At 34.9% G+C, this 12,035-nt stretch carries 11 protein-coding genes; 10 read left to right on the forward strand and 1 reads right to left on the reverse strand.

Features of this window, described 5'->3' with window-relative positions:
- Positions 1 to 219: 219 nt before the first annotated feature.
- The 8 genes from AC1RPY_RS00870 to dhaM all read left to right on the forward strand — a co-directional run bounded on the left by AC1RPY_RS00870 (position 220) and on the right by dhaM (position 9,590).
- Positions 220 to 1,320, forward strand: coding sequence for a lactate oxidase (locus tag AC1RPY_RS00870; RefSeq protein ID WP_481761001.1), 1,101 nt, complete (start codon positions 220 to 222; stop codon positions 1,318 to 1,320).
- 210 nt (positions 1,321 to 1,530) lie between these two features.
- Positions 1,531 to 2,865 (forward strand): NCS2 family permease, encoded by a 1,335-nt coding sequence (locus tag AC1RPY_RS00875; RefSeq protein WP_481761000.1) that lies wholly within the window; start codon positions 1,531 to 1,533, stop codon positions 2,863 to 2,865.
- Positions 2,866 to 2,893: 28 nt separating this feature from the next.
- On the forward strand, positions 2,894 to 4,681 hold the full coding sequence (locus AC1RPY_RS00880) for an adenine deaminase C-terminal domain-containing protein (RefSeq protein ID WP_481760999.1): 1,788 nt from the start codon (positions 2,894 to 2,896) through the stop codon (positions 4,679 to 4,681).
- A gap of 9 nt (positions 4,682 to 4,690) precedes the next feature.
- Positions 4,691 to 6,424, forward strand: a complete 1,734-nt coding sequence (ade, locus tag AC1RPY_RS00885) for an adenine deaminase (protein WP_481761144.1) — start codon at positions 4,691 to 4,693, stop codon at positions 6,422 to 6,424.
- A gap of 162 nt (positions 6,425 to 6,586) precedes the next feature.
- The gene (fba, locus tag AC1RPY_RS00890) at positions 6,587 to 7,450 is read left to right on the forward strand and encodes a class II fructose-1,6-bisphosphate aldolase (RefSeq protein ID WP_481760998.1); all 864 of its coding nucleotides are present in this window, start codon (positions 6,587 to 6,589) and stop codon (positions 7,448 to 7,450) included.
- Positions 7,451 to 7,630: 180 nt separating this feature from the next.
- A complete protein-coding gene (gene dhaK / locus AC1RPY_RS00895; protein ID WP_481760997.1) occupies positions 7,631 to 8,626 on the forward strand; it encodes a dihydroxyacetone kinase subunit DhaK in 996 nt (331 codons plus the stop codon).
- Between the two features lie 14 nt (positions 8,627 to 8,640).
- Positions 8,641 to 9,225, forward strand: a complete 585-nt coding sequence (dhaL, locus tag AC1RPY_RS00900) for a dihydroxyacetone kinase subunit DhaL (protein WP_481760996.1) — start codon at positions 8,641 to 8,643, stop codon at positions 9,223 to 9,225.
- Positions 9,222 to 9,590, forward strand: a complete 369-nt coding sequence (dhaM, locus tag AC1RPY_RS00905) for a dihydroxyacetone kinase phosphoryl donor subunit DhaM (protein WP_481760995.1) — start codon at positions 9,222 to 9,224, stop codon at positions 9,588 to 9,590. Before dhaL ends, dhaM begins: the two co-directional genes overlap by 4 nt.
- 48 nt (positions 9,591 to 9,638) lie before the next feature.
- On the opposite strand, the gene AC1RPY_RS00910 is transcribed toward dhaM, so the two are convergent.
- On the reverse strand, positions 9,639 to 10,007 hold the full coding sequence (locus AC1RPY_RS00910) for a DUF1304 domain-containing protein (protein ID WP_409021750.1): 369 nt from the start codon (positions 10,005 to 10,007) through the stop codon (positions 9,639 to 9,641).
- 174 nt (positions 10,008 to 10,181) lie between these two features.
- On the opposite strand from AC1RPY_RS00910, the gene AC1RPY_RS00915 reads away from it, so the two are divergent.
- Positions 10,182 to 10,649 carry a DUF2798 domain-containing protein gene (locus AC1RPY_RS00915; protein ID WP_481760994.1) on the forward strand — a complete coding sequence of 156 codons (468 nt, stop codon included), beginning with the start codon at positions 10,182 to 10,184 and terminating at the stop codon, positions 10,647 to 10,649.
- A 154-nt stretch (positions 10,650 to 10,803) separates the two neighbouring features.
- The gene (locus AC1RPY_RS00920; RefSeq protein ID WP_481760993.1) at positions 10,804 to 11,991 is read left to right on the forward strand and encodes an iron-containing alcohol dehydrogenase; all 1,188 of its coding nucleotides are present in this window, start codon (positions 10,804 to 10,806) and stop codon (positions 11,989 to 11,991) included.
- Positions 11,992 to 12,035: the final 44 nt, after the last annotated feature.

The following is a 12,035-nucleotide window of genomic DNA, read 5'->3' on the forward strand; positions in this document are numbered from 1 at the left end:
ATAGACGTAACGATATTTAGCTTTAAATGGAATGAGATAATTTACCTAATTAAATGGTGAATTATCTCATTTTTAATTAATAGAATAGTGTTAGTAGTAGTTAATATTTATAGATAAAAAAATATTAGTAGTTATGTGTGCAAACGCTTGCACAATGCTTTATTCAGTGCTATTATTTAGACAAGATAAGTTGGGTGCAACATAAAAGGGGAGTTTAATATGACAGATTACATTACAAGCGATTTAGAAAAAGATATTACCGTTATTAATGCTTTTGATTTAGAAAAAGATGCAGAAAAGATTATTCCAAAGGGTGGATTTGGTTATATCTCTAGTGGAGCTGGAGATTTGTATACTTTAGAAGAAAATATAAAGGCATTTAATCATAAACTAATTAGACCTAGAGTGTTACAAGAAATTGATCATCCCGATACAAAAACAACTATTTTCGGAGATGAAATCACATCGCCTATTATTATGGCACCAGTTGCTGCACATGCATTAGCTCATGTTAAAGGTGAAATTGATAGCGCTAAGGGTGTTTCAGATTATGGTTCAATCTACACAGCAAGTTCATTTGCAACGAAATCATTTAAAGAAATATCAAGTCAAGCTAATGGTCAACCACAATGGTTCCAATTCTATATGAGTAAAGACGATGGTATTAATCGTAATATTATGGATGAAGCAAAAGCTAATGGGGTTAAAGCAATTGTTTTAACTGCTGATGCAACTGTTGGTGGTAATCGTGAAACAGATAAACGTAATGGATTCACTTTCCCACTAGCAATGCCAATTGTTCAAGCTTATCAAAGTGGTGTTGGTCAAACAATGGATGCTGTTTATGGTTCAGCAAAGCAACGCTTAAGTCCAAAAGATGTTGAATTCTTAGCAGAATATTCAGGTTTACCTGTCTTTGTTAAAGGAATCCAAGGTGGAGAAGATGCAAGTGTTGCAATTAATTCAGGTGCTGGTGGCGTCTGGGTTTCAAATCATGGTGGTCGTCAAATTGATGGCGGAATCGCTGCATTTGATGCACTTCAAGAAGTAGCAGAAACTGTTGATAAGCGTGTGCCTGTTGTCTTTGATAGTGGTGTAAGACGTGGAGCTCATGTTTATAAAGCCTTAGCAAGTGGTGCAGACTTAGTTGCAATCGGTCGCCCAGTTGTTTATGGCTTGGCACTTGGTGGTCATAAAGGTGTTCAAAATGTCTTTAATTACTTCCAACATGAATTAGAATTAACAATGCAATTAACTGGAACGCATAATATTGATGAAGTTAAACGTACTAAATTAATCGATAATCCTTACGGAAATTAAAAAAATATAAAAGTTAGTTAGCACTTAAAAACTGTTAGATTGGTTGTTAAAACCTTTTTAACAGTTTTTTTATTTTTGAAAATAGTCAAAACACGAACTTTAAATGTTAATAAATCTACAAAAGTGCGTATTTTGTATTGATTTTTTATTTAATTCGCGTAATATACTGTACATAATATAAAAAATCACAACATAGGGAGATTATATTGCATGAATAATACAGAGGGAAAATCAGGTATTTTTGATCGGTTATTTCATATTAATGAGTCAGGTTCAACGGTTAAACGTGAATCAATGGCTGGATTAACAACTTTCGTATCTATGGCTTATATATTATTCGTTAATCCTCAAGTTTTGGGCGCTGCGGGTATGGACAAAGGAGCTGTGTTTACAGCAACAGCAATATCTGCCGCGTTCGGTTGTTTCTTGATGGCATTCTTAGCTAATTATCCTATCGCAATTGCTCCAGGATTAGGTGACAATGCATTCTTTACTTATTCAGTTGTTATTGGAATGGGTATTCCATGGCAAACGGCAATGGCCGGTGTTGTGGTTGCCTCAATTATCTTTATGCTTATTACGTTCTTTAAAATTCGTGAAATTGTGATAGATGCAATTCCACATGACTTAAAATTAGCAATGGCCGCAGGTATTGGGTTGTTTATCGCTTTTGTTGGATTACAAGAAGGTGGACTTATCATTGGAAACCAATCAACATTGGTCGCGATTGGTTCACTAACGGTGCCAACTACATGGCTGACAATTTTTGGACTCGTTGTGATTGTTATCTTAATGGCTAAAAAAATTCCTGGCTCAATCTTTATTGGAATGGTTGCGACAACTATTTTAGGGTTAGTTATGGGACTTATCAAATTACCAACACATATTATTTCTTCTGTTCCAAGTTTGGCACCAACATTTGGAGTAGGGGTTGAAAATTTACATAAAATTAACTCACTTCAACTTTGGTCTGTTGTTTTAATATTCTTGATGGTAGCCTTTTTCGATACGGCGGGAACTTTAATCGGGTTAGCTACTCAAGCAGGATTTATGAAAAATAATAAAATGCCACGAGTTGGTCGCGCGTTATTATCTGATTCTGCTTCAATGTTAGCCGGATCTGTTCTGGGAACAACACCAACTGCTGCTTATGTTGAATCATCAGCTGGAATTGCAGTTGGGGGAAGAACTGGACTGACATCATTAGTTGTCGGGTTTATGTTCGTTCTAAGTTTATTCTTTTCACCACTTCTGACAGTTGTGACATCACAAGTGACGGCGCCCGTTTTAATCGTTGTTGGTATTTTAATGGCACAATCATTAAAGGGTATTGATTGGGGTCGATTTGAAGTAGCAGTACCAGCATTTTTAATGGTTGTCGGAATGCCTTTAACTTACAACATCTCGTATGGTATTGCCTTTGGTTTCGTATTATACCCAATTACAATGATGGCAGCAGGTCGTAGAAAAGAAATCGGGCCTGTAATGTATATCTTGTTCTTTGTATTCCTATTCTTACTTTACGTATTAAATATTCTTCAATAACATATAAAATTGATGGGTGGATAACTAAATGACACAGACGTTAGCACAGTTAAAAGACTATATTTCTGCAGGTGCAGCAAAAATTCCTGCAGATTTAGTAATCGAAAATGGCAAGTTAGTTAATGTTATGACAAGTGAGATTTATCAAGCAAATGTAGCTATCTATAAAGAGAAAATTGTTGCGATAGGTAATATTGAAGCTTATATCGGCAATGATACGGAACATATAGATGCAACTGGAAAGTATATAACGCCAGGATTAATTGACGGACATATTCACGTTGAATGTAGCAAAATGAGTATGACAAGTTTTGCTAATGCTGTTGTACCTTTTGGAACAACGAGTATTATTTCTGGTTTAGATGAAACAATATCAGTTGCCGGACTAGAAGGTGTTCAAGAAGTTTTTAAAGAGGTAGAAAAATTACCGCTTAATTTATTTTGGGGTGCACCATATAAGACACCATATACAATTCCAAAATCAACAATTGCTTTTAACATCGATTCAGATGTTCAAGAAACAATTCAAAAATGGACAGAATGTTACGGTATCTGGGAAACGGTTAGAGAAGCTGTTGAAACACAAGATGAAGATACGTTAAAAACGTTGGTTCACGCACAAAATAATCACCAACCCATTTTCGGTTGTGCACCAATGGCAACCGGATTGAAATTGAATGAGTATTTAGCAAGTGGTGTTCGCTTAGATCATGAAAGTTATAGTCATGAGGAGCTTGTTGAAAAAGCACGGAATGGGATGAATATTTTAATCAGGGAATCATCCGTTACACATTTCTTGGCAGAAAATATTCGAGCAGTTACTGAAGTTAATCCAGCAATTGCACGACATGTTAGTTTCTGTACAGATGATGTAACTGCATCTGATATTTTACAAAAAGGACATCTTGATAACCTTGTTAAATTAGCTATTCAAGCAGGTGTAGAACCAATTACAGCAATTCAAATGGCAACAATAAATAGTGCTGAAGCTTATCGAATTGATGATCAAGTTGGGTCTGTATCGCCAGGAAGACTTGCTGACATATTGATTGTTGATCAGCCAAGTTCATTTAATGTAGAAATGGTTATTAGTCGGGGCAAAGTTGTTGCCAAAAATAAAAAAATAAGTGAAATGTTGATTGCACCAATCAGAAGTAATTTATTTAAAGGCCAGTTGAAGCATGAGTTAACCTCTGAAAAAGATTTTGAATATAAAGTTAATGAAAAAGTAGGAATGGCAACTGTCCAAACAATTAATAGTCAGGGTGCTTTTGTTCGAAAAAGAAAAGATGTTGAATTAACGATAGAAAATAATATCGTACAACCTAGTCCAGAAAAAGATGTCGCTTTAGTTTCTGTATTAGAACGATTTGGTAAAAATGGAAATCAGGCACTTGGATTTACATCTGGATGGGGCTTGAAAAAAGGGGCAATGGCATCATCTTCTGCACCTGATGATAATAATATTGTCGTTATGGGTGTCAATGCAAATGATATGTCGATTGCTACAAATGAATTAATTAAAGCAGGCGGTGGTCAAATTGTTGTTATTGATGGAAAAATTATTTCATTTTTAGCATTACCTGTGGGTGGTATCATGAGCGACTTATTACCAAGTGAAATTGAAACTGGCGAAATTGCGCTAAGAAAAGGGTCAAATTTAATGGGTAGTGATTTACCTGATCCAATATTTTATATGTCATTTTTACCAATTACGGCAATTCCAGATTTGGCAATTACTGATTTAGGCATGGTAGATTGTGTCGCTTTAGAAATAGTTGATCCAATTATTAAGATATCATCTCTTAAAGGATAAGGAGTTATGATGGAAAAAGAAAATTTAAAGAAGTTAATTGATGTTGCTGCTGGCCGAATTCCTGCTGATTTAGTCTTAACTAATGGCAAAATTATTGATGTTTATAATGCACAGGTAATGACTGGGGATGTCGCAATTGTTGATGGCCTTATTGCTGGAATCGGTGGCCAATATGATGGGGATAAGACGGTTGATGTTCATGGTCAATATATTTCACCAGGATTTATTGATCCACATATTCATATAGAATCTGCCTACGTTGGACCAGAAGAGTTTGGCCGTTTAATAACGCCGCATGGGACAACAACGGTCATGGCAGATCCACATGAAATTGTGAATGTAGCGGGCCTAGTTGGACTCGACTATATGATTAATGCAGCTAAAGAAACAGCCCTTAATATCCAATACATGCTGCCTTCATGCGTTCCAGCAACAAAAATGGAAAATTCTGGAGCGGTTATTTCGGCCAAAGACATGATTAAACCACTCACGAATAATGAGACAAGTGGCTTAGCTGAATTTATGGATTTCCCTGGTGTGATTAATGCTGAGAGTGATATTTTAGATAAATTACTGGTCGCAAAAAATTTAAATAAACGAATTGATGGGCATAGTCCTCAAGTTTATGACAAAGATTTAAATGCCTATATTGCCGCAGGAATTCAAAATGATCATGAATGCTCAACCCTTGAAGAAATGCAAAATCGATTAAGCCGTGGTATGTACGTCTTCCTACGTGAAGGATCTGTCACGCATAATTTAAGAACACTATTAAAAGGTGTCACAACCACTAATTCTAGAAGGGCCATTCTATGTGGAGATGATGTCCAAGCGAAAACAATTATTGAAAAGGGTCATTTAGATAATAGTTTGAAAATTTGTATCGAAGAAGGTATAGATCCTTTAGTTGCCATTCAAATGGCGACACTTAATACCGCTGAGTGTTGTGAGCTTAAAGATAGAGGTGCTATTGCACCTGGACTTAGAGCAGACTTAACAATTATTAGTGATTTAACGGATATGCTAATTTCAAGTGTCTATATTGCTGGTGAAAAAGTTGCTGAAGAGGGAAAATATTTACTAGAAACTAAAAGCTATACAATTGATAGTGTCCAATCGTCAGTCCATTTAGCTAACTTTAGTCAAGAAAAATTAGTTCTGCCTCTAACAAGTAATAGAGTTCATGCAATTGAAGTAATTCCTAACGAAGCAATTACAATAGATAGAGAAATTAATGTTAGTCGTGATGAACTAGGTAATTTTATCTACGATTCAAGTATTCCAGTTTCTAAAATTTCAGTTATTGAACGGCACCATGAAACGGGAAATATTTTCACGGGTGTCTTGAAAGATTACGGTATTAAACATGGGGCAATTGCTATTTCTATTGCACATGATTCACATAATTTAATTACAACAGGAACTAATGATCAAGATATGGCGTTGGCAATTGAGACTTTGAAAGATATTCAAGGTGGGATGGTCCTGACAAAAGATAACAAAGTTTTAATATCAATTCCATTGCCAATTGGCGGATTGATGAGTGACCAATCTGGAGAATGGATATCAGAACAGCTTGAACTATTTAATAAAGTTGCTTATAGAGAGCTCGGCATTAATGATACGGTGGATCCTGTGATGACATTAAGCTTTATGTCGTTAGCGGTGATACCGGAATTGAAAATAACTGATATGGGTTTAATTAATATCAATGAATTTAAATTTGAAGATGTTAGTGTGTAAGTCTGTTAAATCAATGATGAACGGTTGCCTTTATATTAAAATTATTGATAATTAGTTTTATTTAAAAAATGAAAGTTTTATCTGATGATTAAATGTGCTAAAATGTACCTGTATTAAAAAATGCAATACAGACGTATTGTAATTTATCTAGGAGGACTTCAAATGTCATTAGTAAATGGTACAAGTATGTTTAACGCTGCTCGTGAAGGTCATTACGCTGTTGGTGCTTTTAACACAAACAACTTAGAATGGACTCGCGGTATTCTTGCTGCAGCCCAAGAAAAAGGTGTTCCAGTTTTAATCCAAACATCAATGGGTGCTGCAAAATATATGGGTGGATATGAATTAGCTTTACACCTTGTTCAAGACACTATTAAATCAATGGGTATCACTGTTCCCGTTGTTATGCATTTAGATCATGGTGATTTTGAAGCTGCTAAAGAATGTATCGAAGTTGGTTACAACTCAGTTATGTTTGATGGTCATGATTTACCATTTGCAGAAAACTTAGAAAAAACAAAAGAAATCGTTGCTTTAGCACATGCTAAAGGTATCTCAGTTGAAGCAGAAGTTGGTTCAATTGGTGGAGAAGAAGATGGAATTGTCGGAGCTGGTGAATTAGCTGACGTTAACGAAGCTAAAGAACTTGCTGCAACAGGAATCGACTACTTAGCTTGTGGAATTGGTAATATTCATGGCCAATACCCAGCTAACTGGACTGGTTTAAACTTCGATCGCTTAGCTGAATTAGCTGCTGTAATCGAACAACCACTTGTATTACATGGTGGTTCAGGTATTCCTAAAGACCAAATCCAAAAAGCTATTAAAATGGGTGTTTCAAAAATCAACGTTAATACTGAATGTCAATTAGTATTCGCTGCTGCTACTCGTAAATATATTGAAGAAGGTAAAGACCAACAAGGTAAAGGTTATGACCCTCGTAAATTATTTGCACCAGGTACAAAAGCAATCACTGATCTTGTTGAAGATCGTATTGAATGGTTCGGTACAAGCGCAGCTAAATAATTTATTATTTAGTTCTTTCAAAAAGAGTTTTCAAAATCGTTATGATTTTGGAAACTCTTTTTTTGTGTCTTGAGAATTGAATGGTCATGGAATTATTAATAAAAGCTAGTTTAATTGGTTATTTGTAAACGTTTGCAATATAATGGAGAAGTACCTAAAACAGACAGAAAAGGGGATACTATGAAAAAAATAATTAATGATCCAAAAAATATTGTAAGTGAAATGGTTAATGGGTTAGTTAAGGCTTATCCACAATACCTACGTAAAATTGATAGTACGGAAGCTATGGTTAGAAGTGATGTGGCATCGATGGAAGATAAAGTTGGACTCATTAGTGGTGGTGGAAGTGGACATGAACCTGCCCATGCTGGTTTTGTAGGTCCCGGTATGTTGTCAGGTGCAGTTGCTGGACAAGTTTTTACTTCACCCACGCCAGACCAAATTTATGAAGCAATCAAAGCTGCTAATCACGGTAAAGGTGTTTTCTGTATTGTGAAAAATTACTCCGGCGATGTCATGAATTTTGATATGGCCAAAGAATTTGCTGAAATAGATGAAATTAAAGTGAAATCAATTGTTGTAGATGATGATATTGCAGTTGAAGATAGTCTATATACACAAGGAAAACGTGGTGTTGCGGGAACAGTGTTCATGCATAAAATATTGGGTGCTGCTGCAGATCAAGGAGCTACATTAGATGAAATAGATGAACTTGCTAAAAAAGTGATGCCAAATATTAAAACAATTGCGATTGCATTGAGTGGTGCGACCGTCCCAGAAGTTGGTAAACCAGGATTTGAACTTGCAGATGATGAAGTTGAATATGGCGTAGGAATTCATGGTGAACCCGGATATCGTCGTGAAAAATTAAAACCTTCTAAGGAATTGGTTGAAGAGTTACTAAGTAAACTAAAAGTTGCATTTGATATGAAATCTGATGATAAATATGCCGTTTTAGTTAACGGATTAGGAGCAACACCGTTAATGGAACAATATATTTTTATGAACGATACGCTTGATCAATTAAATAATAAAAAAGTCGATGTCGCATTTACAAAGGTCGGTAATTATATGACATCATTAGATATGGCTGGAATTTCTTTGACATTATTTAAAATTGAAGATGATAAATGGCTTTCTTATTTAAATTATACGGTAGATACAATCGCTTGGTAAGAGGAGATAATAAAATGCTAACAATTGAAAATACAACAGAATGGTTCCAGATTTTTTCAGAGAAAATAAGTGAAAATAAAGCTTATTTGAGTGAGCTAGATACACCAATTGGTGATGGAGACCACGGAAATAATATGGCTCGTGGTGCCGAAACAATTCAAGATTTATTAAAAAATCAAAAATTTGAATCCTTATCAGACTTATTTAAAAGTGTCGCAATGGCCTTTATTAAATCTGTTGGTGGTGCTTCTGGGCCACTTTATGGAACGGCTTTTATTGAAATGTCTAAATTAAGTAAAGAAACAAATGATCCAGCTAAATTAATAGCTGCGGGACTAGATGGTATTAAAAGACGCGGTGATTCAGATGTTGGAGCTAAAACCATGATTGATGTTTGGAATCCAGTTTTAGGGGATATTAAAATGAAGCAAATAACAGTTGAAAAAATACAAGCAGATGTTGAAGCAACCAAAGAGCTTGTTGCAACAAAGGGACGTGCATCATATCTCGGAGAACGTTCTGTCGGTCATGTTGATCCAGGAGCTATGTCGAGTGGCTATTTATTTGAGGCATTACTGGAAACGGGGGTGCTAGTATGACATATGGGGTTGTAATTGTATCGCATGTTCCTGAAATTGCAGAAGGTATCAAGCGACTATTAGATCAAGTTGCAGCAAGTGTCTCAATCACAACAGCTGGTGGGACTGATGATAACGGAGTTGGTACATCATTTGATAAAATCCAAGCAGCTTTTGACGAAAATAGTGCCGATGAGTTGTTAGCTTTTTATGATTTAGGAAGTGCTAAGATGAATTTAAATATGGTCATGGAATTCACAGATAAAAAAGTTCATCTGTACGATACAGCTTTAATCGAAAGTGCTTATACTGCTGCATCTCTTTTAGAGGCTGATGTTAAATTAGCTGATATTGAGGTTCAACTTGAAGCGTTAAAAATTAAATAGCGTAAAAAAATAACGTTAATCTTAATGATTAACGTTATTTTAGTTAGTCTATAAAGCTAAAGTAATTGCGATAAAGGCCAGTAATGCAGGTAATCCTTGTACTAAAATTATTTTTTTTGCAGATGTTAAACTACCAAAAACAGCAGCAATAAAAACAAATCCTGTAAAAAGCAACAACATTGATTTAAGCGCAGCACCAGTTAGAATGAAAAGTACAATCATTAGACCGATACTAATAAAACCATTGTATAGCCCTTGATTAGCCATTAATACTTTTGATTCTTTCTGATTTAAAAATTCTGGTCTTAATTCAAAGGCTTTTTGAGCGATTGAACTAGTTGAGAAAAATAGTTCAAGAATCATAATAAATAAGTGTTCAAGTGCAACAATCCAAGATAATATAAGTGCAATTAACATAGAAATCTCCCCTTAATCGTTATGGATATAGTATAACGTAATGTAATTGGTAGCACAATCAATCGATTTAATCGCTTACAATGAGAATGCTTTAATATTCAAAAAAAAGACTTATGACAGTGAGTTATTTTGTGTAACATTATATTTTATTAAAGTTATTAAGGAGAATGATATATGCCAACAAATGCAAAAGAAGGAATTATTTTTACAACATTAATGTGCTCGATGATGGTTTTCGTTATGAGTGCATACAATTTATTATTAGTCGGAAAACTAGGTCTTGTGACGTTATTACTTGGATTCATTCCTGGTTTTATTGTTGCTTTTATCTTAGATGTTTTAGTTGTCGGTAAAATTGCGATGGCAATTGCTGATAAGTTACCTCTTAATCATGATAAAATGTGGCAAATGATTCTCGCAATCTCAGGAATGATGATTTGTGGAATGGTCGCTTTTATGTCACTTTATGGGTTACTTATTGAAGGTGGTATGCCTGCTCATTTCTGGTCTGCTTATCTTTCTACTGTTGGACACAATATTATTGTTGCGGTACCGTTACAACTAATTATTGTTGGACCAATTTCAAGAAAAATTTTAAGCATGATTCATGCAAAAGATGAAGCTAAAAGAGTCACACAATAATCGTTTATATTTATAGAAGATTCACCAGTAAAATGGTGAATCTTCTTTTAGTAAAGGCTTGTATTGGAATGACATCGCCTAAAGGGGTTATAATGTAGTTGTTCATTTGAAATAACTTTGACTATAACTTCAAAATACAAAGGAGATTATATTTATGAAAGATTTTCAATTTAAAAATACAACTGATATTCGATTTGGTTCAGATCGTATCGAAACAGAATTACATGATGCGGTTGCACAATTTGGTCCCAATGTATTATTAACATATGGTGGTGGATCAATTAAACGTTCAGGTTTATATGACAAAGTAAAGAAAATTTTGAGTGATTTAAATGTTGTTGAATTAGCAGGAATCGAACCAAACCCTAAAGTGGGTTCAGTTCGTGAAGGTCAAAAGTTAGCTAAAGAAAATAAAATTGATGTTATTTTAGCTGTCGGTGGTGGTTCTGTTGTTGATGCTTCAAAAATGATTGCTTCAGCAGCATTTTATGAAGGAGATCCTTGGGATTTATCATTAGACCCCTCAAAACGTTTCAAAATTGATCAATTACCTTTTGTCGATATTTTAACGTTAGCAGCTACTGGTACTGAAATGAATGCTGGATCAGTTATCTCAAATCCAGAAACAAATGAAAAAATAGGTAGTTTTGGTCCCAAAACACCAGCTGTTTCATTCTTGGATCCAGCATTAACAATGAGTGTTTCAAAATGGCAGACTGCTGCTGGTTCAATTGATATTTTCTCTCATTTGACAGAGCAATACTTTGATAAAGAAAAAAATAATGATGTTTCTGACGGTATGATTGAAGGTATCATGCGAACAGTTATTAAATGGGCACCAATTGCAGTTGCGGAACCTGATAACTATGATGCTCGTGCTAATTTAATGTGGTCATCAACAATGGCATTAAATGGTATTATGCGATTAGGTTATCAAGATGGCTGGACATCCCATTCTATTGAACATGAGTTATCAGCGTACTACGATATTACTCATGGTGTTGGGCTAGGTATTATAACACCTCGTTGGATGAAATTCGTTTTATCTGCGGATACGGTTTCTAAGTTTGCTAAATTTGGTCGCAATGTTTGGCATATTCAAGATGATGATGACCAAGTCGTTGCTGATAAAGCTATTCAATCAGTTTATGACTGGGTTAAATCGTTAGGTGTACCAACAACGTTACCCGGTGTTGACATCAATGAAGAAACAAACTTTAAAGTAATGGCTGAATCAGCTGTTAGAGTTGGAAAATTAGATAGTGCTGTTTATGTTGATATGTCAGTAAATGATGTTATTGATTTATACAAAGCTTCAATGACAACTGAAAGTTTCGAATAAAGTAGTAAAAGCATCTCTGTTTAGAGATGCTTTTTTTGTGCCAT

Source organism: Dellaglioa sp. CoH-56-MRSF-12 (assembly GCF_056782075.1).